Genomic DNA, 20,586 nt, shown 5'->3' on the forward strand with positions numbered 1-20,586 from the left:
TTATGATGAAAAGTGATGACAAGGTTTTGCGTTAAAAACGAATTTCGCCGCCGAAGATATAGGTGCGCCCGCGCGCGGTGGTGTTAATCGTTGAGCCATCTCTGGCGTTATCGAGGCTCTGGTTCATGCGGTTGAGCGCTTCGGAATAGTCGCGGTTGGTCAGGTTCTGCACGCTGAAGCGCAGCAGCACGCTGTCGGTCATCTGGTAGCTGCTGTAAAGGTCGATAATGGTCGGGATATCCGGCATGTCCTCCTTCGGCACGGTATTGGTATCAATGCTGATGCCCTCGGTGCTCAGGCGTTTGGATTTGCCGGTAAATTTAATCAGGCTGCCGACAGTCAGCTTCTGGTCGAACAGGCGGCCCCCGATATCGACGGTGGCGTAGCTGTCGGGCAGATCGCTGAGATCGCTGTAGGCGAAGCTGTAGATCGTGCTGGCGATGGAGGTCGGCTGGTCGGTGTGCTGCTTGCTCCAGGAAAGGTTAACGTAGGCGTAGCCAATATCGTATCCGGCTTCGATTTCGTAGCCTTTGGTCGTCACCGGCGAGGTGGCGTTGGTGTAGACGTTGGCGTTAAAGCTGGCGGATGAATTGTCGATATCCTGGCAAAGCGACCCGTCGTAGCACAGCAGGAATGACTCGCTGGTGATGTAGTCCTTAATGCGCGACTCATAGGCCAGCGCCTTCAGGTGGAAGCTGTCCTGCTCGCTGAACAGGCCTTTCTGATTGACGTTAAACCCGGCCTGCCATGTGTCGGCTTTTTCCGGCTTGAGGAACGGGTTCATCGACGCGCCGCCTTCGTTGGCGAAGAAAACTTCCTGCACGTTCGGCGCGCGTGACGAGCGGCTCCAGCTTACGAAAGGCTGTAACCAGGGCAGAACCTGGGCCGACAGCGTGACGGATGGGTTAATCGCCTTGTCGTCCAGGCTAAGGTTGGCCTCGCCCTGCGGGAAGCACTTCTCGTTATCGTCGCAGGCGGGTTTGTAACCCTGCACCTGGCTGCGGGTGTAATTCAGGTTGAGATCCAGCTCGTAGATGCTCTTATTGAGCGTCAGCCCGGTGTACAGCGAGGAAATTTTCTGCTTGCCCGAAGGCGCAAAGGCATTCCTGTCGGTCACGTTATCCTGCTCAAACCGGCGGGTGTAGCGCGTGTCCATCAGCTTGCCGCCGAACAGGAAGGTAAAGTCGGTATCGGCGAAATTAAAGCGGCTGGTGTTGCTGATATCCAGCGCGTTGGATTTGTTGGTCGTCGAAGAATTATTAAAATTATAAAGCGACTCTGGCTTATAGTTCTGATTGCCGCGGCTGGTGCTGGCGAGCAGGTTTAAATCAATCAGCTCATTGAGCGGCGCATAATTATAACGCAGGTAATAATCATCGCTGGTAATTTCGCGGCGGGTAAAGGCGTTGTCATAATTCCTGCCGGAGAACTCAATTTTATTAAACGGGTCGAGGTTAACGTTAAGTTTATAAAGCTGCGAGCGCGGCTCCTGGCGCAAATATTTATTGTCTTCGCCGATGAAATCCTCGCTGCTGCGCCCGCCGCCGTTTTTGTAGGTGGCGTAGGTGCGGCTGCCGCTGATGCCCACCAGCGCGCCAAGGCCGCCGCCGTTGCCGAAGGTATCGGTTTTCCCGGCCACGGCGACCATCCCGGTGCGGCCGAGGCCGTTATCCCCGACGGAAAAGCGCGAAAGCAGGCCGGTCTGGCGGCCCTCGGCTATCACGTCGTCAATGCCGATGGTGCGCATGTTGGCGCTGCCCGCCAGCGCGTTGACGCCCTGCGAACCGGTGCTGGTGCCGCGTGAGATATCCACTTCGGCAAGGAAGTTCGGGTCCAGCAGCACGCCTGCGGCGGTATTCGCCCCGCCGTGGTAGCTGGCGGGAGCCATGCCAAAGTAGGTCTGCGTCACGCCATCAACCATGGTGTTGACCCGGCCCAGCCCGTTCATGCCGCGAATATTTACGCTGATGGAACCCTGCAGCGGATCAAGCTGGGTGTAGGTTCCCGCCATGCTGCGCAGCGAGGCATCGAGGCTTTGCAAATTGTTATTCAGGCTGCGGGAGCTGTACGCGCCGGGGCGGTAATAGGTCTCTTCGGACGAGCCGACCTGGTTTTTATCGGCGAGCGGATTATCGGTAACGCTGAGAGGCGAAAATACCGACTCACCGCTGGTTTGGGCCGCGGCGGCACTCCCCTGGATAATAAGAGCCCCGGTCAACAGTCCCCGGACGAGAGGTGATGTAGCCATAAACAAATCCTTTTTTAATTCCAAAGCAAAAGATGGCTATTCTGCCGACGCTTAATGCTTTTCAGCCGCGCGGCAAAAATACCCATAATAAAAACCTGATAGTTATCGAAAGGCTGGCTTATATTGGCTGGCTGCGCTTTCAGGCGTTATTTAACTACGTAGAAGACTTATTGTTCGGCGTGCAATAAAGCGTGACGTTTATATTTTTAACAGGCCGAACTCCACCGGCAGGGTGACATTTTGCATCCCGTTCTTAAGGATCTCTTTTGGCGGCGGCGGCAGCGGTCGCGCGTTTTCCACCGCCGCCAGCGCCGCACGGTCAAGCGACAGCGTGCCGGACGACGAAACCAGCCGCGCGGTGAGAATATCCCCGCGTTCGTTGACGCTAAAGGCGATCACGGCGGTGCCCGTGCGGTTGCGCTTTCTGGCGTCTATCGGGTAGTTTCGCTGACGGTTGATTTTGCCCTTCACCAGCGATTCCCAGTTCATTTTGCTGTCGCTGGCGTGCAGGGAATCCGTATCGATCGGCGCGGCGTTGCGCTGCGTTTGTACGGCCTGAACCGGGGGCGCTGCAAGGCTTGTGATGGTGGAATTGCCTTTCTCTTCCCGCTGTTCCCGCTGGGATTTTTTCAAAACCCTGGTTTTCCTGTGCGGCCGGTGCTCCGGGGCCGCCGCCGCCAGCTTCAGCTCCGCATCGTCCTGCACCCGCAGCTTCGGCATCTCTTTCTCGCGGGCGGTTTCTTCCTCCGCCATCGCCTCCACTTTTCTTTGCTGGCTAACGCCCGGCGGCAGCGCGGGCTGGATCAGGGCAACTTCAAACTCGGGCGAGAACTCCACCATCACGGCCGCCGCCGTCGAATCGGTTTTCTTCTGCGCAAAATGAACGATGAAGGGTGCCGCGATCGCCAGATGAAAGGCTACGCTGGCAAGCGTTCCGCCAATCGCCGGGCGTTTCATCGCGCTGAGCCCTGCGCTTTAGGGGCGAACCAGATGTAGTCGGCCTGCACGGCGGTGAGCGTTGTTCCGGCGGTGGACAACATCAGCACCACCGGCGGTTCCGCCCCCAGATCCGCCAGGTGCAGCGGAACGCCAATGTCTTTGGTGGCGTGATAGCCGCCCGCAATCAGCAGGGCAGGGCGCGGGGCGTTCATCAGTTGGCTTGCCATAAACCGGTCGCGCTGCTGCTGAATAGCCATCATCGCCTTCACCTGCTCGCCGTCGATTTGCCCGTCGTGCATCAGGTAGATAATGGCCGACAGCGCCTTGTGAACCTCGGGGCGCGCCGAACGTTCGCCTTCCGGGAAGACGGGATGCGTGTAAAGTTCTTTAACCCGCTGGCGGGTAATGTTGGCGGACAGCAGCGGATAATCCCCCTGAAGCGCGGTCATCGTCACGCCGCGATAAAGCGCCCACGGCCAGCCGCCGTTCCAGCGTAATGTCTCCTGGATGCGGGATTCGCTCACCGTCGTTCCCGACCTTAGCGCCTGCTTAACCTGATTGACGGACCCCTGCTGGTCGACGGTCAGCATTTCCATCAGCACGCTGCCCTGCGGGCGCTTCTTCTGCAGGTTTTCCAGCAGCCATCGTTCAACCTCGTGGTGAACTGCGTTGGTGTGCTCCTCGCCGACGATAACCGTTTGCGCGCTGCTCAGCGCGTTCAGCAGATGTTCGGGCGTCAGGCTGGCGCCCGTTTTTGCATCCTGAACCAGCGTGTAGGGCGGGGGATTGTCGGCACCCGCGGCGGTTTTTGCCGTTGGCGCGGACTGACAGGCCGCAAGCGCGAGGCAGCAGCCCACCGCCAGAGATCTCAACGAAATATCCATTTTAGTCATAAGGTTATATTTTTTGCCCTTCAACCGCAGGCTTTCCATAGGGGAGTTGAAAACGTCGGATTATATTTACAAATACGAATGATTATCAAGATCATTCGTATTTACTTAGTGAATAATAGCGTGCGAACGAAGTGGAGTTGGCTTTCGGAAGGAGGGGGGGAACCGAAGGGAAAGCGTCCGGCACGGCTAAAGCGGGCCGGAGGCGTTAGTTAACCGCAAACCTCGCACTGCGCGAAGCGCGGCAGCTTCATCTCGCGGAACTGGCAGCTCATCGCGTCGTACATCACGATTTTACCCGCCGCCGGCGTACCGTAGTTTGCCAGCAGCTTGATGGCCTCCATCGCCTGAAGCGAGCCGATCACGCCGACCAGCGGGGCCATGACGCCCGCCTCCACGCAGGTGAGCGCGTTTTCACCGAACAGGCGGCTTAGGCAGCGGTAGCACGGCTCGCCGGGCTCATACGTAAAGACGCTGATTTGGCCTTCCATGCGGATTGCCGCGCCGCTGACCAGCGGGACTTTTGCCGCGAAGCAGCACTGGTTCAGCTGGTTGCGGATGGTGACGTTATCGGTGCAGTCCAGCACCAGATCGTGTTTCGCCACTTCTTCCGCCAGCCGTGTTTCATCCAGCAGCGCGTTGAGCGGCGTGAGGGAAATATGCGGGTTAATCGCCGCCAGCGCGTCCCTTGCGGAATCAACCTTCGGCTGCCCGATGGTCGCATCGCGGTGCAGGGTCTGGCGCTGAAGGTTCGACAGCGCCACGGTATCGAAGTCGAGCAGCGTAAGATGCCCGACGCCCGACGCCGCCAGATACTGCGCGCAGGCGCAGCCCAGCCCGCCGAGCCCGACCACCAGCACGCGCCCGGCCTTCAGCCGCTCCTGCCCGTCGAAATCAAAACCGCGCAGGATAATCTGGCGGTTGTAGCGCAGCATTTCGCCGTCGCTAAGCTCGGCCGCCATCTTAGCCTCCAAACAGCGCGTTGAACGGCTCGATTTCTACCGTTTCGCCCGCTTCCACGTTGCCGCGCTCGCGCTCGAGGACGATAAAGCAGTTTGCCTGGCTAAACGAGCTGAAGATATGCGAACCCTGGTGGCCGGTGCTCAGCACTTCAAGCTGGCCGTCTTCCCCGGTGCGCATGATGCCGCGCTGGAAATCCAGACGCCCCGGCGATTTTTTCAGCCTGCCGACGGTGCGCGCGCGCAGGCGTGGCGGCAGGGCGTTGCCCTTCTGGCCGCTCAGTTTTGCCAGCAGCGGCTGCACGAGCTGATAGAAGGTCAGCGCCGCAGACACCGGGTTGCCCGGCAGGCCGCAGAACCAGCTGTTTTGCAGGCGGCCAAAGGCAAAGGGTTTGCCCGGCTTGATGGCCAGCTTCCAGAAGCCGACCTCGCCCAGCTCTTCAAGAAGCTGCCTGGTATAATCCGCTTCGCCGACGGACACGCCGCCGCTGCTGATGACCACGTCGGCCTGCTGGTCTGCCTCGATAAAAGCGTCGCGCAGGGCGTCCGGGTCGTCTTTGATGATGCCTAAGTCGATGACTTCGCAGCCGAGCTGGTCGAGCATCAGGTGCACCGCGAGGCGGTTGGTGTCGTAGATCTGACCTTCCGCAAGCTTCTGGCCCGGCAGCTGTAGTTCATCGCCGGTTGAGAAAACGGCGGCGCGCACGCGGCGCTGCACCGTGACGTCGGCGATGCCCAGCGAGGCAATTAGCGGCAGCTCGGCGGCGGTAAGCTTTTTGCCCGCGGGCAGCACCGCCGCGCCGGAACGAATATCTTCCCCGCGCAGGCGGATATTCTGGCCTTTTTTCACCGCCGCGTTGAAGCGCACGCCGCTTTCGGTGACCTCCGTTTCTTCCTGCATCACCACCGCTTCGGCACCCGGCGGCACCGGCGCGCCGGTCATGATTCTGACGCAGGTGCCCGCAGGCCACTCGCCGCTAAACGGCTGACCGGCAAAGGCCTTACCGGCAACGGGCAGCGCGCCGCCCGCAGCAATATCCGCCATCCGTACCGCGTAGCCGTCCATCGCAGAGTTGTCGAAGCCCGGGACATCCATCGGCGACGTGACAGGGTTGGCGGTAATGCGTCCGGCCGCCTGCAACAGCGGGATGGTCTGCGTTTCGGTGACAGGCACAATGCGCGAAAGCATCTGTTCGAGAGCGGTTTCGAGGGGGATCAGCCCGGCGGTAAATTCCATGAAAACTCCTGCGGCGGGGGCAAAGTAAGGCGCACATTATGGCAGAAAAAGCCCGTTGGCTGAATGTTCCATTATAGGTAGGGCGGCAAGTCAATTTTCTTTACAACACATTTACGTCTTTCTATATTCAAAAATCGTATCAATGATTCATAACTATTCTGATATCTATAGAAAAATCATTTTGGTGGATGACGCGGCGCTAATCCACCCAACGCCAGGACAGGGCCATGTCGTTATGAACAAAGCGGTAATTGCGATTCACGGTGGGGCAGGCGCAATCACCCGCGCGCAGCTAAGCGTTGAGAAAGAGCAGCTTTACATCAACGCGCTTTCAGAAATCGTCGAAGCCGGGCAGGCGATACTGGACGCCGACGGCAGCGCGCTGGACGCGGTGACCGAGGCCGTGCGCCTGCTTGAAGAATGCCCGCTGTTCAACGCCGGAACCGGCGCGGTATTCACCCGTGCGGGCACGCACGAGCTTGACGCCTGCATTATGGACGGCAACTCGCTCGACGCGGGCGCGGTTGCGGGCGTCAGCCACATCCGTAACCCCATTCTTGCCGCGCGCGAGGTGCTGGAGCACAGCCCGCACGTCCTGCTGATAGGCGAGGGGGCCGAAACCTTTGCCGAAGCCCAGGGGCTGGAGCCGGTTTTGCCAGAGATTTTCTCCACGCCGGAACGCTGGGAACAGCTTCAGCGCGCGCAGCTTAACAACCACACCGTGCTTGACCACGACGGCGGCGAGCCCATCGATCCCGACAGCAAGTTCGGCACCGTCGGCGCGGTGGCGCGGGACAAGTTCGGCAACCTTGCGGCGGCGACCTCAACCGGCGGCATGACCAACAAAATGCCGGGCCGCGTGGGGGATTCCCCCATCGTCGGCGCGGGCTGCTACGCCAATAACGCTAACGTCGCCGTGTCGGCAACCGGCACCGGCGAAGTCTTTATGCGCACGCTTGCCGCCTACGACATCGCCGCGCTGATGGAGTACGGCGGGCTGAGTCTGCACCAGGCCACGGAGCGCGTCGTGATGGAGAAACTGCCCGCGCTCGACGGCAGCGGCGGCGTTATCGCCATCGACCGCGAAGGCAACGTGGCGCTGCCTTTCAACAGCGAAGGGATGTACCGCGGCTACGGCTACGTCGGGGATGCGCCCAGCGTAGGAATTTATCGCGACCAGGAGCACTGATGCCGCACAGTGATGAACTGCCAGAAGACCGGGTGCTCGGCGTTGAGGCGCTGAACATCCGCTTTCGTCAGGAAAAAACGTACACCGAAGCGGTGCGCAATCTCTCATTTGACCTGAAGCGCGGCGAAACGCTGGCGATTGTCGGCGAATCCGGCTCCGGCAAGTCAGTGACCGCGCTTGCGCTAATGCGCCTGCTGGAGCAGTCCGGCGGGCTGGTGGACAGCAAAAAATACCTGCTGCGCCGCCGTAATAAACAGGTTATCGAACCCTACGCGCTTGGCTCCTCGCAGATACGCAGCGTGCGCGGCGCGGATATCGCGATGATCTTCCAGGAACCGATGACCTCGCTCAACCCGGTGTTCCCGGTGGGCGAGCAAATCGCCGAGTCTATTCGCCTGCACCAGGGGTTGGACGGCAAAGCCGCCCTGCTCGAGGCGCAGCGCATGCTTGAACGCGTGCGCATCCCGGAGGCGAAGGCCATTCTTAACCGCTATCCGCACCAGCTTTCCGGCGGCATGCGCCAGCGCGTGATGATCGCCATGGCGCTTTCATGCCGCCCGGCGGTGCTGATTGCCGACGAGCCGACTACCGCGCTGGACGTGACCATACAGGCGCAAATCCTCCAGCTTATCCGCGTGTTGCAAGAGGAAATGGAGATGGGCGTCATCTTCATTACCCACGACATGGGCGTGGTGGCGGATATCGCCGACCGCGTGCTGGTGATGTATAGCGGCGAAGCGGTGGAAACCGGCACCGTAGAACAGATATTTCGTGCGCCCGTTCATCCTTATACCAAAGGGCTGCTGGCGGCGGTGCCGCGCCTCGGCTCGATGAGCGGTTCCGACCTGCCGCGCAAATTCCCGCTGGTGAACCCCAAAGATCCCGATCGTCACGAGCCGGAAACCGAGCAGGATACTATTCCAGAAGGATCTGCGCCGGTTTTACAGGTGCGCGATCTTGTGACCCGCTTTGCTATCCGCAGCGGCATTTTTAACCGCGTGACGAAGCAGGTTCACGCCGTCGAAAAGGTGAGTTTTGACCTTTGGCCCGGCGAAACGCTGGGGCTGGTGGGCGAGTCCGGCAGCGGTAAATCCACTACCGGGCGCTCGCTGCTGCGGCTGGTAGAAACGCAGGGCGGCAGCATTAACTTTAACGGCCAGCGCATCGACACCCTGCCGAACGCGCAGATGCAGCACGTGCGCAAAGACATTCAGTTTATCTTCCAGGACCCGTACGCCTCGCTGGACCCGCGTCTGACGGTCGGCTATTCCATCATGGAGCCGCTGCTGGTGCATAACGTTATGCCGAAAGCGGACGCCGAGAGGCGCGTAGCCTGGCTGCTTGAACGCGTGGGCCTGCTGCCCGAGCACGCCTGGCGCTACCCGCACGAGTTTTCCGGCGGCCAGCGGCAGCGTATCTGCATTGCCCGCGCGCTGGCGCTCAACCCGAAGGTGGTGATCGCCGACGAATCCGTGTCCGCGCTCGACGTATCGATACGCGCGCAGATAATCAACCTGCTGCTCGATTTGCAGCGCGATTTCGGCATCGCGTTTCTGTTTATTTCTCACGATATGGCGGTGGTGGAACGTATCTGTCACCGCGTGGCGGTGATGTACCTCGGGCAAATCGTCGAAATCGGCCCACGGCGCGCGGTGTTTGAAAATCCGCAGCACCCTTATACCCGCAAGCTTATGGCCGCCGTTCCGGTTGCCGACCCGGCGCACCGTCGCCCGAAACCCGTTTTACTGTCCGACGAAATTCCAAGCGCCACGCGACCGCTTGGGGATGAACCGCGCGTTGCTCCGCTGGTGGCCGTTGGCCCCGGGCATTTTGTTGCCCGGCACCCCATCGGCAGCCATGAAAACTCTATTTAGGCAGGGATAATCAGGAGAATAACAAGATGACATCAAACACAACTAAGCTTTGGCTGGCGGCGGGACTCGCATCCTCGGTGCTTGCCGCACCGGCCTTTGCCGCCAAAGACGTCGTGGTGGCCGTGGCGTCCAACTTCACCACGCTCGACCCGTATGACGCCAACGACACGCTCTCGCAGGCGGTGGCAAAATCGTTCTACCAGGGGCTGTTTGGCCTCGATAAAGACATGAAGCTGCAAAACGTACTGGCGGACGGCTATACCGTGTCCGACGACGGGCTGGTGTACACCATCAAGCTGCACCCCGGCGTGAAGTTCCAGGACGGCACGGATTTCAACGCCGAAGCGGTGAAGGTTAACCTCGACCGCGCCAGCAACCCCGAAAATCATCTCAAGCGCTACAACCTCTACAAGGCGATTGCCAAAACCGAGGCGGTGGACGCCACCACGGTAAAAATCACCCTGAAGCAGCCGTTCTCGGCGTTTATCAATATTCTTGCCCACCCGGCCACGGCGATGATTTCGCCCGCCGCGCTGAAAAAATACGGTAAAGATATTGGCTTCCACCCGGTTGGCACCGGCCCGTACCAGCTCGACACCTGGAATCAGACCGATTTTGTGAAGGTGAAAAAGTTCGGCGGCTACTGGAAGCAGGGGCTGCCTAAGCTCGACACCATCACCTGGCGGCCGGTGGTAGATAACAACACCCGCGCGGCGATGCTGCAAACGGGCGAGGCGCAGTTCGCCTTCCCGATCCCCTACGAGCAGGCGGGCGTGCTTGAGAAAAACGATAAGTTAGATCTGGTGGCCTCGCCGTCAATCATGCAGCGCTACATCAGCATGAACGTGACGCAGAAGCCGTTCGATAACCCGAAGGTGCGCGAGGCGGTCAACTACGCCATTAACCGCCAGGCGCTGGTAAAAGTGGCCTTTGCCGGTTACGCCACCCCGGCGGAAGGCGTCGTGCCGCCGTCTATCGACTTCGCGGAGAAATTCAAACCCTGGCCGTACGATCCCGCCAAAGCGCGCGCGCTGTTAAAAGAGGCCGGCTTCCCGAACGGCTTTGAAACCACGCTCTGGTCGTCCCACAACCACAGCACGGCGCAAAAAGTCCTCCAGTTCACCCAGCAGCAGCTGGCGCAGGTGGGCATTAAGGTGAAAGTCACGGCGATGGACGCCGGGCAGCGCGCGGCGGAAGTTGAGGGCAAGGGGCAAACCGAAAGCGGCGTGAGGATGTTCTACACCGGCTGGTCGGCCTCGACGGGCGAAGCGGACTGGGCGCTGTCGCCGCTGTTCGCCTCGCAGAACTGGCCGCCTACGCTGTTCAACACCGCGTTTTACAGCAATCCGCAGGTGGATAAAGACCTCAGCGAAGCGTTGAAAACCACCGACCGCGAGCAGAAGGCTAAGCTCTACAAAGACGCGCAGGACACCATCTGGAAAGAGTCCCCGTGGGTGCCGCTGGTGGTGGAAAAACTGGTTTCCGCGCACAGCAAAAACCTTACCGGCTTTTACGTGATGCCGGATACCGGGTTTAGCTTTGACGATGCGGATTTAAAGTAGTGGCCGGGCGGGAGAACTATTTTCGCCCTCACCCTAACCCTCTCCCCCAGGAGAGGGGATTAACGGCTTTCTTCCTTCTACGGGAGAGGGGATTGACGGCTTTCCCCCTCTCCCTTGAGGGAGAGGGCCGGGGTGAGGGGGTAAACGCTAATGTTTAACTACTTCCTCAAACGCCTGCTGGGCCTGATCCCCACGCTGCTGATCGTTGCGGTGCTGGTGTTCCTGTTCGTGCATATGCTGCCGGGCGATCCCGCGCGGCTGATCGCCGGGCCGGAGGCGGACGCCCAGGTTATCGAACTGGTGCGCAAACAGCTCGGGCTGGATCTGCCGCTGTGGCAGCAGTTCTGGCACTTTATCACCAACGTGATTCAGGGTGATTTCGGCACCTCGATGGTCTCGCGCCGTCCGGTTTCCGAAGAGATCGCCAGCCGCTTTATGCCGACGCTGTGGCTGACCGTCACCAGCATGGTATGGGCGGTGATTTTCGGCCTGTTTACCGGCATTGTCTCCGCAGTGTGGCGCAACCGCTGGCCGGACAGGCTGAGCATGACGATCGCCGTGTCGGGAATTTCCTTCCCGGCGTTCGCGCTCGGCATGCTGCTGATGCAGGTCTTTTCCGTCGAGCTGGGCTGGCTGCCGACCGTGGGCGCGGATACCTGGCAGCACTACATTCTGCCGTCCATCACGCTCGGTGCAGCGGTCGCGGCGGTGATGGCCCGCTTTACCCGCGCGTCCTTTGTTGACGTGCTGCAAGAGGACTACATGCGCACCGCGCGGGCCAAAGGGGTGAGCGAAACGCTGGTGGTGGTGAAGCACGGCCTACGCAACGCGATGATTCCGGTCGTCACCATGATGGGCCTGCAGTTCGGCTTTCTGCTCGGCGGCTCGATCGTGGTGGAGAAAGTCTTTAACTGGCCGGGGCTGGGCCGCCTGCTGGTGGATTCGGTGGAAATGCGCGACTACCCGGTGATTCAGGCGGAAGTCCTGCTTTTCTCGCTGGAATTTATTGTTATCAATCTGGTGGTGGACCTGCTCTACGCGGCCATTAACCCAGCAATCAGGTACAGGTAAGGATGCGACTTTTTAACTGGCGACGCCAGGCGGTTCTTAACGCGATGCCTATCGTGCGGCCCGACTCGGTGCGCACCCCGTGGCACGAATTTCTGCGTCGGCTGCGGCGGCAGCCGGTGGCGATGATTGCCGGGGCGTTTGTGCTGCTGCTGATCGTCGTCGCGCTGGTCGCGCGGTGGATTGCGCCCTTTGATGCTGAAAACTACTTCGACTACGACAGGCTTAACGACGGCCCGTCGATGCTGCACTGGTTCGGCGTGGATTCGCTGGGGCGTGACATTTTCAGCCGCGTGCTGGTCGGTGCGCAGATATCGCTCGCGGCGGGCGTGTTTTCAGTGCTCATTGGCGCGCTCATCGGCACCTTCTTCGGCCTGCTGGCGGGCTATTACGAAGGCTGGTGGGACAGGGTGATCATGCGCATCTGCGACGTGCTCTTTGCCTTCCCCGGCATACTGTTAGCCATCGCCGTTGTCGCGGTGCTGGGCAGCGGTATGGCGAACGTTATTTTTGCGGTGGCGATTTTCAGCATTCCGGCCTTTGCCCGCCTGGTGCGCGGCAACACGCTGGTGCTCAAGCATCAGACCTTTATCGAATCGGCGCGCAGCATCGGCGCTTCGGACTGGACGATAATCTTCCGCCATATTTTGCCGGGCACGGTGTCGTCGATCGTGGTCTATTTCACGATGCGCATCGGCACGTCGATTATTTCGGCGGCGAGCCTGTCGTTTCTGGGGCTTGGCGCGCAGCCGCCGACGCCGGAGTGGGGCGCAATGCTCAATGAAGCGCGTGCGGACATGGTGATCGCGCCGCACGTCGCGCTGTTCCCGAGCCTTGCGATTTTCCTGACGGTGCTGGCGTTTAATCTGTTAGGCGACGGCCTGCGGGACGCGTTGGACCCGAAGATTAAGGGGTGAGGGTGAAAAAATGGTGGAAGGCGCTCGCGCTTATCCACCCTACGGATGCGGTTCGGTAGGGCGGGTAAGCGTTAGCGCCACCCGCCGCGAGGTCAGTTAAACCACCGCACCCCAAAGGTCATATTCGTCCGCGTTTTCAACCTTCACGCGCACCACGTCGCCTGGCTTGACGTTGGTTTCGCCGTTCAGGTACACCGCGCCGTCGATTTCCGGAGCGTCCGCCATGCTGCGGCCAATCGCGCCTTCTTCGTCCACCTCATCGATGATAACCAGAATTTCGCGGCCCACTTTTTCCTGCAGGCGTTCGGCGGAAATCTGCTGCTGCAGCTGCATAAAGCGGTTCCAGCGCTCTTCCTTCACCTCTTCCGGCACCTGATCCGCCAGTTCGTTGGCGGTGGCACCTTCCACCGGGCTGTATTTGAAGCAGCCAACGCGATCCAGACGCGCTTCCTTCAGGAAGTCGAGCAGCATCTGGAAATCTTCTTCGGTTTCGCCAGGGAAGCCGACGATAAAGGTTGAGCGCAGGGTAAGCTCAGGGCAAATCTCGCGCCACTGCTTGATGCGCTGTAGCTGGCGGTCAACGCTGCCGGGACGCTTCATCAGCTTGAGGATGCGCGGGCTGGCGTGCTGTAACGGGATGTCGAGATACGGCAAGATTTTGCCTTCGGCCATCAGCGGGATCACGTCGTCAACGTGTGGATACGGATAGACGTAGTGCAGACGGGTCCACACGCCGAGCTTAGAAAGCTGTTCGCACAGGCCGACCATGCTGGTTTTCACCGGCTCGCCGTCGTAGAAGCCCGTGCGGTGTTTAACGTCAACGCCGTAGGCCGAGGTGTCCTGCGAAATGACCAGCAGCTCTTTGACCCCTGCGGCAACCAGACGCTTGGCTTCCGCCAGCACGTCGCCAATCGGGCGGCTGTCGAGGTCGCCGCGCATGGAAGGAATGATGCAGAAGGTGCAGCGGTGGTTGCAGCCCTCGGAAATTTTCAGGTAGGCGTAGTGGCGCGGGGTCAGCTTCACGCCCTGTTCCGGCACCAGGCTCAGGAACGGATTGTGCTTCGGCTTCGGCACATAGTGGTGAACGTGTTCCAGCACCTGCTCGTAGCTGTGTGGTCCGGTGATTTCCAGCACTTTAGGATGCACTTCGCGGATCTGATCCACTTTGGCACCCAGACAGCCGGTGACGATCACTTTGCCGTTTTCGTTAAGCGCTTCGCCGATCGCTTCGAGCGATTCTTGTACCGCGCTGTCGATAAAACCGCAGGTGTTCACGATGACCATATCGGCATCGTCATAGCTTGGGACTACGTCGTAACCTTCAGTACGCAGTTCGGTAAGAATTCGTTCTGAATCGACGAGGTTTTTTGGGCAGCCGAGGGAGACAAAGCCAATACGGGGTTGATGCATGGGTGTACGCTCACAAAGTAAACAGAAAAGAAAAACCGGGCGATTTTACACGGGTTTAGGGCGGGGCTCTACCGGTAGTTATCGGCGGCGTTCATTAATGTCTTTCCCGCCGTTTCCGACATCTCTTATTTTGCCTGCCGGGGTTCCAGGCTTTATTATCTCAGCCGTTTCGCTCAACCTTCACGACCTCACCCAAAAGGACTCATTCATGCGCAAAATACTGGCCTTAGCCGGCTCGGTTGCCGCCACGCTGTTGCTGTCTGGCTGCAACATTATTCCCACGCCGCTCAACACTCCGCCGGACACCGCGCAGAAGTTTGTCTGCGGCGGTGAGAAGCTGGCGCTGGACGGCGACTATGCCTGGTACAACGGCCGCCGTTACTCCTATCAGAATATGAGCGGCGGACAGGCGCTTTACCGCTACCACAGCAGCAATCTGGCGGTGAAGAAAAATGGCAATAGCCGTACCCTGGTGGTTGAACTGACGTCGAAGCCTTGTGTCGCGGCAAACTAAGCCCGCGCTGATAGCGTTTATTGGCGGCCTGCTTGCGGGCTGCGGAACGCTGTCTAACGTTGCGCCCGTCGCGGAAGTCCCGCAGCGGGCGCAGCGTGCCTGCGGTGATTCACAGCCGCGCGACATCAACGCATGGCTGCCGCTGATGGTTGAACAGCATTCGCCCGGCATGGTGGTCGGGGTGATTGACGCTCAAAATCAGCGTCGCTACTGGCGCTACGGCGTGACGGACCGCGAGCATCGCCATCCCGTTGATGAAAACACGCTGTTTGCGGTCGGGTCGCTCAGCAAGGGGATGACCGCCGAAGCCACCGCCGTGCTGGTCGCGCAGGGACGCCTGCGGTGGACGGATACCCTCGAAAAGCTGCTGCCGCCGACGATCCCGCTTAGCGAAGACGCGAAGAACATCACGCTGTTGCAGCTCGTTACCCATACGTCAGGCCTGCCGCGTCAGAATATGGATCTGCCGATGCTGACGGCGTTTATCCGCTATCTTTCCAGCGGCGAGAATTTTTACGCCCACCTCGATAGCGAGGACGTTGTGAACGACCTCGCGCGCTTTGTGAAGCCTTCAGGCGACGAGCCGCGCTATTCCAACCTCGGCTACGCGGTGCTCGACTACGTGCTGCGCTACCAGACGGGGGAGCGCGCCGACCGGCTGGTCGATAGCCTGCTGTTTGCGCCGCTGGGCATAAAGAACGCCAGCTTTACGCCGCAAAGGCTGAAGGCGTATCCGCTGCGGGCCATCGGCCACGCGGGCAGCCAGCCGAAGTTTGTGCCCACGGGCCAGGTCGTGCCGGACTGGCAGTTCACCGGCAACATGCTCGGCGCGGGCGGGCTGTACGCCAACACCGCCGACCTGCTCACCTTTGCCGCCGCGCATCTCGATCACACCGGCGATGCGACGCTGGACCGCGCGATGGCCGACGCCATGCGGGTCTATTTCCCGCGCGACAAAGAGGCGGCGAATATCGCCTGGGTGAGCGACACCTACGGCGAGCAAACCATTACCTATCAGGTGGGCTATATCGGCGGCTATTCCAGCTACGTCGGCATCGACCGCCAGCACCACCTCGCGGTGGTCGTTTTGCAGAACAGCTTTACCTGGCAGAACAACCTCGGCCACAGCGTGCTCCGCCAGATGTGGCGCGAGCAGAACCGCACCTCGACCTGCACTCGCTCTTCCACGATCTGAACGTCTGGCCCGCTGTGTAAAGGCGCTTGCGGTGGATCAAAATCCGGCGCAATAACGCCTTGTCTGCTTAAAAATTGACCATACTGTTAATGGGTATTATTGGTTCATAGCAAAGGGAGGAAAACGCATGTCCAGGAGCACGTGCAGGCGCGATCTTCTGCAAAAAATGATCGTCGCTAAAATCGACGTTTCGGCCTATCTCTCGCTGCGCCGGGCGAAAGGCTATATGTCGATCGTCGAGAATGAGCATCTGCGCGATAACCTGTTTGAGCTGAGTAACGAATATCGCGCAAAAATGCCGGAGATAAAGGCGCAGCTGCCGCCGCAGGAGCTGGCCTCGTTCGAACGGGGCATGGCGGCGGTGTCTTCCGCCGCCGTCTGTCTGATGACCGGCCGTCACGATTGTCCACGCTACATCGCCGTTGATGCCGACAGGCTGGAAAGCTGTCTCGACCAGCTTTCGCAAAGCCTGAACGGGCTGTTGGTCAGCCAACCGGCTATTAACGCGTGACCCAGGGGGAGGCAACTCCCCCAACCGCATTTTAAGGTTATGTAAAATTACCTCCTGCCTGACGCCCGGCGGCTACCCTTATCCTGTTAACCCACAAGGAGATGGCCCATGCCCCGATTCCCCTCTCGCGCGCTGCTTGCCGCAGGCCTGCTGCTTTCATCCGGCCTGCTTCACGCCGCGGACGTAAAGGTCGACGTGCTGCAAAGCAAGCTCGATCATCCCTGGTCGCTGGCGTTCCTGCCCGACAATAAAGGCATGCTGATTACGCTGCGCGACGGGCAGCTGCGCCGCTGGCAGCCGGGAGCCGGGCTTGGCGATCCGATTGTCGGCGTGCCGAAGGTTTGGGCACACGGGCAGGGTGGGCTGTTTGACGTGGTGCTGGCCCCCGATTTTGAGAAAAGCCGCAGGGTGTGGCTGAGCTTTGCCGAAGCGGGCAGCGACGACAAAGCCGGCACCGCCGTGGGCTACGGCACCCTGAGCGCCAATTTCGAACGCCTTGAGAATTTCAAGGTCGTTTTCCGCCAGCAGCCGAAGCTTTCCACCGGCAACCACTTCGGCGGGCGAATGGCGTTTGACGGCAAGGGGCACCTGTTTATCGCGCTGGGTGAAAACAACGAGCGGCCAACCGCGCAGGATCTCGACAAGCTACAGGGCAAGGTGGTGCGCCTGAACGAAGACGGCTCCGTTCCCGCCGACAATCCTTTCGCGGGCAGGCAGGGCGCGCGCGCGGAAATCTGGTCTTACGGGCACCGCAATCCGCAGGGGCTGGCCGTTAACCCGGCCAACGGCGAGCTGTGGCTGAACGAGCACGGCCCGCGCGGCGGCGATGAGATCAACATTCCGCAGGCGGGCAAAAACTACGGCTGGCCGATTGCGACCTGGGGCATCAACTACAGCGGGCTGCCGATCCCCGAGGCGAAAGGCGAGATCGTCGCCGGAACGGAACAGCCCGCCTACTACTGGAAGGTTTCCCCGGCGGTGAGCGGCATGGCGTTTTATAACGCCGACACCTTCCCGCAGTGGAAGGGCAAGCTGTTCATCGGCGCGTTGAAGGAGAAAAACCTGATTGAGCTGACGCTTGACGGCGACCGGGTGACCGGCCAGCAGCGGCTGCTTGACGACAGAAAAGAGCGCATCCGCGACGTGCGCGTCGGCCCGGACGGCTATCTCTACGTCCTGACCGACGATTCGGACGGGCAGCTGCTAAAACTTAGCCCGTCAGCTTAGCGGGATCATCACCACTTTTTGAAACGCCGGGCGCTGGGTCAGCTGCTGATACCAGCGCTGCAGGTTGAGGCGCGCCTGCCACTTCACGTCGAGGTTCAGCAGCGCGTAAATCGTTGGCCCGAGCGCGATATCCGCCGCGCTAAATTCTTCCCCGCCCAGCCAGGTCTGGTTTGCCAGCTCGTTATCCAGCATGGCGAACAGCCTGTCGCAGTGGGCGATGCTCTCCTCAATCAGTTTTTGATCGCGCTGTTCCGGCGGCGTACGTATCAGGCTTGCAAACACGCCGCGATAGGGCGCCGCAAGCGTGGTCGCCACCCAGTCCATCCATTTTTCACCCTTTGCGCGCGTGGCGGGATCGTCCTGCCAGAGCGAATCCTTGCCGTACTGCGCTGCCAGGTAACGCACGATGGTATTGGATTCCCACAGCGTCAGGCTGGCGGCATCGTCATGCAGGCACGGCACCAGCGCGTTAGGGTTCATCGCCAGATACTCCGCGTCGTGCGTCATGCCAAACTTCCCGCCGGCGGGAATAGAGTTGTACGCCACGCCCAGCTCTTCCAGACACCAAAGCACCTTCTTCACATTCGTTGAATTATCTCTGCCCCAAACGGTGATCATAATTACTCCTGATTGATGGATGAACTTCGCATTCAGCAAATCTATACCCAAGAAAACACCATATCACCTCAACAGGGCAGAAAAAAATAAGCGGGACTGCGGCAAGTGCGCAAAATATCGAATAAACTTAACAAACTTTACCTACACCATATTTCTTTAAGCGGGTTCGCACGCTAGGTTACTTACAACTTGAAATGCTAAGTGACGGCGCGCGTCGTGACTTTTTTTGAATGGATACTTGGGTGGTTTTATGAAGAGTTTACAAATCCCAGCGTCGTTACGAGCCATGCTTGCAGGGACGACATTAATGTTGCTGGCGGTACCTGCGGTTGGCGCCGAACAGACAACGGCCGATGCCCCACAGATTGACGCAAGAGCATGGATATTAATGGATTATGCCAGCGGTAAGGTGCTGGCCGAAGGCAACGCCGACGAGAAGCTCGACCCGGCAAGCCTGACCAAACTTATGACCAGCTACGTGGTGGGCCAGGCGCTAAAAGCCGGTAAAATTCACCTCACGGATATGGTTACCGTCGGTAAAGACGCCTGGGCGACCGGCAACCCGGTGCTGCGCGGCTCCTCGCTGATGTTCTTAAAGCCGGGCGATATGGTATCGGTTGAAGATCTGAACAAAGGCGTGATTATCCAGTCAGGCAACGACGCCAGCATCGCCATCGCCGACTACGTGGCGGGCAGCCAGGATTCATTCGTCAGCCTGATGAATAACTACGCGCAGAAGCTCAACCTCACCAGCACTACCTTCAAAACGGTTCACGGCCTGGACGCGCCGGGGCAGTTCAGCACCGCGCGCGACATGGCGCTGCTGGGCAAGGCGTTGATTCACGACGTGCCCGACGAATACGCCATTCATAAAGAAAAAGAGTTCACCTTCAACAACATCAAGCAGCCGAACCGTAACCGCCTGCTGTGGAGCTCTAACCTGAACGTGGACGGCATGAAAACCGGCACCACGGCGGGCGCGGGCTACAACCTGGTCGCTTCGGCAACGCAGGGCGATATGCGCCTGATTTCCGTGGTGCTGGGCACCAAAACCGACCGCATCCGCTTTAACGAAAGTGAAAAGCTGCTGACCTGGGGCTTCCGCTTCTTTGAAACCGTCACGCCGATTAAGCCAGACGCCACCTTCGTGACGCAGCGCGTGTGGTTTGGTGATGACCGGGAAGTGAAGCTTGGGGCGGGCGAAGGCGGCTCGGTAACCATTCCGCGCGGGCAGCTGAAAAACCTGAAGGCCAGCTTTACGCTGACCGAACCGCAGCTTACCGCGCCGCTGAAAAAGGGCCAGGTTGTCGGCAGCATCGACTTCCAGCTTAACGGAAAATCCATCGAGCAGCGTCCGCTGATGGTGATGGAAGCCGTGGAGGAGGGCGGGTTCTTCAGCCGCATGTGGGACTTCGTAATGATGAAATTCCACGGCTGGTTCGGCAGCTGGTTCTCTTAATTACCAGACCAGTTTGATATCAACCGCCGCGGCGTGTTCGACGAACTCCGCGGCGGGCTTTTCATTGCTGATAATGCTGTCAAAAGACGCCAGCGGCCCCATGCAGGCCGGGCGTACCTTGCCAAACTTGCTATTATCCACCACCAGCACGCACAGCTGCGACATCGAAAGCGCCCAGTGTTTCACCGGCAGCTCGTCCAGATTAAAACAGGTTGCGCCGTGGCGCGTGTGCAGGCCCGCCGCCGAGAAAAAGGCGATATCCGGACAAAGGTTGCTCAGGCACTCCTGAAAATTAATCGGCTTGAAGATGGCGTTGCTGGCGTGGAACTCGCCGCCGCTGAGAATAACGCGGCAGTTGGGCTTGTCCTGTAGCGCCAGAAAGGTGTTCAGGGAATAGCAGACGCCGGTGAACGCCAGCTCGTCGTCCAGCGCTTCAATGATGTACGGCGTGGTGGTGCCGCAGTCGAAAAATACCGTCTGATGCGGGCGAATCATTGCCGCCGCGAGGCGCGCCGCCTGACGCTTTTCCTCTACCTGACGGGTCTTCTGGTCGCTTAACAGATAATGGCTGGCGGACGAGCTGCGCGGTTCAAGCACTACGTAGCCGCCCAGCAGCACTACCGCTCCCGGCTCGCTGTTCAGATCGCGGCGAATGGTCATTTCCGACACGCCCAGCAGAGCGGCGGCATCCTTAAGATGAATTTTATCGCTGCGTTTAAGCGCCTGAATCAGGCGATTGATGCGTTCGTCGCGCCGGGTTTCCATAATA

Annotated in this window: 19 protein-coding genes; 11 read left to right on the forward strand and 8 right to left on the reverse strand. The window is 59.8% G+C overall.

Translation table 11 applies throughout. The features are described from left to right. Positions 1-31: 31 nt before the first annotated feature. On the reverse strand, positions 32-2,248 hold the full coding sequence (locus ACSPHG_RS07705; protein ID WP_435952899.1) for a TonB-dependent receptor domain-containing protein: 2,217 nt from the start codon (positions 2,246-2,248) through the stop codon (positions 32-34). Positions 2,249-2,280: 32 nt separating this feature from the next. Here ACSPHG_RS07705 and ACSPHG_RS07710 point away from each other — a divergent pair, with 32 nt between their 5' ends. Further along, complete coding sequence (locus ACSPHG_RS07710) at positions 2,281-2,436, forward strand: hypothetical protein (RefSeq protein ID WP_435952900.1); 156 nt, start codon at positions 2,281-2,283, stop codon at positions 2,434-2,436. A gap of 10 nt (positions 2,437-2,446) precedes the next feature. Here the strand turns inward: ACSPHG_RS07710 and ACSPHG_RS07715 are convergent, their stop codons facing one another. The 4 genes from ACSPHG_RS07715 to moeA all read right to left on the reverse strand — a co-directional run bounded on the left by ACSPHG_RS07715 (position 2,447) and on the right by moeA (position 6,273). Continuing rightward, on the reverse strand, positions 2,447-3,205 hold the full coding sequence (locus tag ACSPHG_RS07715; RefSeq protein WP_435952901.1) for an energy transducer TonB: 759 nt from the start codon (positions 3,203-3,205) through the stop codon (positions 2,447-2,449). Beyond that, the gene (locus ACSPHG_RS07720) at positions 3,202-4,059 is read right to left on the reverse strand and encodes a ChaN family lipoprotein (RefSeq protein WP_435952902.1); all 858 of its coding nucleotides are present in this window, start codon (positions 4,057-4,059) and stop codon (positions 3,202-3,204) included. Before ACSPHG_RS07720 ends, ACSPHG_RS07715 begins: the two co-directional genes overlap by 4 nt. Positions 4,060-4,289: 230 nt before the next feature. Continuing rightward, positions 4,290-5,039: a molybdopterin-synthase adenylyltransferase MoeB gene (gene moeB / locus ACSPHG_RS07725; protein ID WP_435952903.1), complete on the reverse strand. Its 750-nt coding sequence runs from the start codon at positions 5,037-5,039 to the stop codon at positions 4,290-4,292. Position 5,040: 1 nt separating this feature from the next. Next, positions 5,041-6,273, reverse strand: a complete 1,233-nt coding sequence (gene moeA / locus ACSPHG_RS07730; RefSeq protein ID WP_435952904.1) for a molybdopterin molybdotransferase MoeA — start codon at positions 6,271-6,273, stop codon at positions 5,041-5,043. A 235-nt stretch (positions 6,274-6,508) separates the two neighbouring features. On the opposite strand from moeA, the gene iaaA reads away from it, so the two are divergent. The 5 genes from iaaA (at position 6,509) to gsiD (ending at position 12,883) form a co-directional block, all read left to right on the forward strand. Next, positions 6,509-7,462, forward strand: coding sequence for a beta-aspartyl-peptidase (gene iaaA / locus ACSPHG_RS07735; RefSeq protein WP_435952905.1), 954 nt, complete (start codon positions 6,509-6,511; stop codon positions 7,460-7,462). Continuing rightward, positions 7,462-9,336, forward strand: a complete 1,875-nt coding sequence (gene gsiA, locus ACSPHG_RS07740) for a glutathione ABC transporter ATP-binding protein GsiA (protein WP_435952906.1) — start codon at positions 7,462-7,464, stop codon at positions 9,334-9,336. The genes iaaA and gsiA overlap by 1 nt, the downstream gene beginning before the upstream one ends. 26 nt (positions 9,337-9,362) lie before the next feature. After that, a complete protein-coding gene (gsiB, locus tag ACSPHG_RS07745) occupies positions 9,363-10,898 on the forward strand; it encodes a glutathione ABC transporter substrate-binding protein GsiB (RefSeq protein ID WP_435952907.1) in 1,536 nt (511 codons plus the stop codon). A 150-nt stretch (positions 10,899-11,048) separates the two neighbouring features. Continuing rightward, entirely contained in the window at positions 11,049-11,969 is a 921-nt protein-coding gene (gene gsiC, locus ACSPHG_RS07750; RefSeq protein WP_435952908.1) for a glutathione ABC transporter permease GsiC, read from the forward strand. Positions 11,970-11,971: 2 nt separating this feature from the next. Beyond that, positions 11,972-12,883 (forward strand): glutathione ABC transporter permease GsiD, encoded by a 912-nt coding sequence (gene gsiD / locus ACSPHG_RS07755; protein WP_435952909.1) that lies wholly within the window; start codon positions 11,972-11,974, stop codon positions 12,881-12,883. 96 nt (positions 12,884-12,979) lie between these two features. Here the strand turns inward: gsiD and rimO are convergent, their stop codons facing one another. Continuing rightward, entirely contained in the window at positions 12,980-14,293 is a 1,314-nt protein-coding gene (gene rimO / locus ACSPHG_RS07760; protein ID WP_435952910.1) for a 30S ribosomal protein S12 methylthiotransferase RimO, read from the reverse strand. 208 nt (positions 14,294-14,501) lie between these two features. Between rimO and ACSPHG_RS07765 the strand changes: the two genes are divergently transcribed. The 4 genes from ACSPHG_RS07765 (at position 14,502) to ACSPHG_RS07780 (ending at position 17,740) form a co-directional block, all read left to right on the forward strand. Next, on the forward strand, positions 14,502-14,807 hold the full coding sequence (locus ACSPHG_RS07765; protein ID WP_435952911.1) for a hypothetical protein: 306 nt from the start codon (positions 14,502-14,504) through the stop codon (positions 14,805-14,807). Next, positions 14,791-16,002, forward strand: a complete 1,212-nt coding sequence (locus ACSPHG_RS07770) for a serine hydrolase domain-containing protein (RefSeq protein ID WP_435952912.1) — start codon at positions 14,791-14,793, stop codon at positions 16,000-16,002. Before ACSPHG_RS07765 ends, ACSPHG_RS07770 begins: the two co-directional genes overlap by 17 nt. A 127-nt stretch (positions 16,003-16,129) precedes the next feature. Next, positions 16,130-16,513 carry a biofilm formation regulator BssR gene (locus tag ACSPHG_RS07775; protein WP_435952913.1) on the forward strand — a complete coding sequence of 128 codons (384 nt, stop codon included), beginning with the start codon at positions 16,130-16,132 and terminating at the stop codon, positions 16,511-16,513. Between the two features lie 108 nt (positions 16,514-16,621). Next, positions 16,622-17,740: a PQQ-dependent sugar dehydrogenase gene (locus ACSPHG_RS07780; RefSeq protein WP_435952914.1), complete on the forward strand. Its 1,119-nt coding sequence runs from the start codon at positions 16,622-16,624 to the stop codon at positions 17,738-17,740. Here ACSPHG_RS07780 and ACSPHG_RS07785 read toward each other — a convergent pair. Then, a complete protein-coding gene (locus tag ACSPHG_RS07785) occupies positions 17,732-18,358 on the reverse strand; it encodes a glutathione S-transferase family protein (protein WP_435952915.1) in 627 nt (208 codons plus the stop codon). The genes ACSPHG_RS07780 and ACSPHG_RS07785 overlap by 9 nt on opposite strands. 250 nt (positions 18,359-18,608) lie before the next feature. On the opposite strand from ACSPHG_RS07785, the gene dacC reads away from it, so the two are divergent. Next, positions 18,609-19,817, forward strand: a complete 1,209-nt coding sequence (gene dacC, locus ACSPHG_RS07790) for a serine-type D-Ala-D-Ala carboxypeptidase (RefSeq protein WP_435952916.1) — start codon at positions 18,609-18,611, stop codon at positions 19,815-19,817. On the opposite strand, the gene deoR is transcribed toward dacC, so the two are convergent. After that, positions 19,818-20,582: a DNA-binding transcriptional repressor DeoR gene (gene deoR / locus ACSPHG_RS07795; RefSeq protein WP_435955969.1), complete on the reverse strand. Its 765-nt coding sequence runs from the start codon at positions 20,580-20,582 to the stop codon at positions 19,818-19,820. It abuts the gene before it with no gap. Between the last annotated feature and the right edge of the window lie 4 nt (positions 20,583-20,586).

This window comes from Dryocola baronae, assembly GCF_051297175.1.
In the GTDB taxonomy this organism is placed as follows: Bacteria; Pseudomonadota; Gammaproteobacteria; order Enterobacterales; family Enterobacteriaceae; genus Dryocola.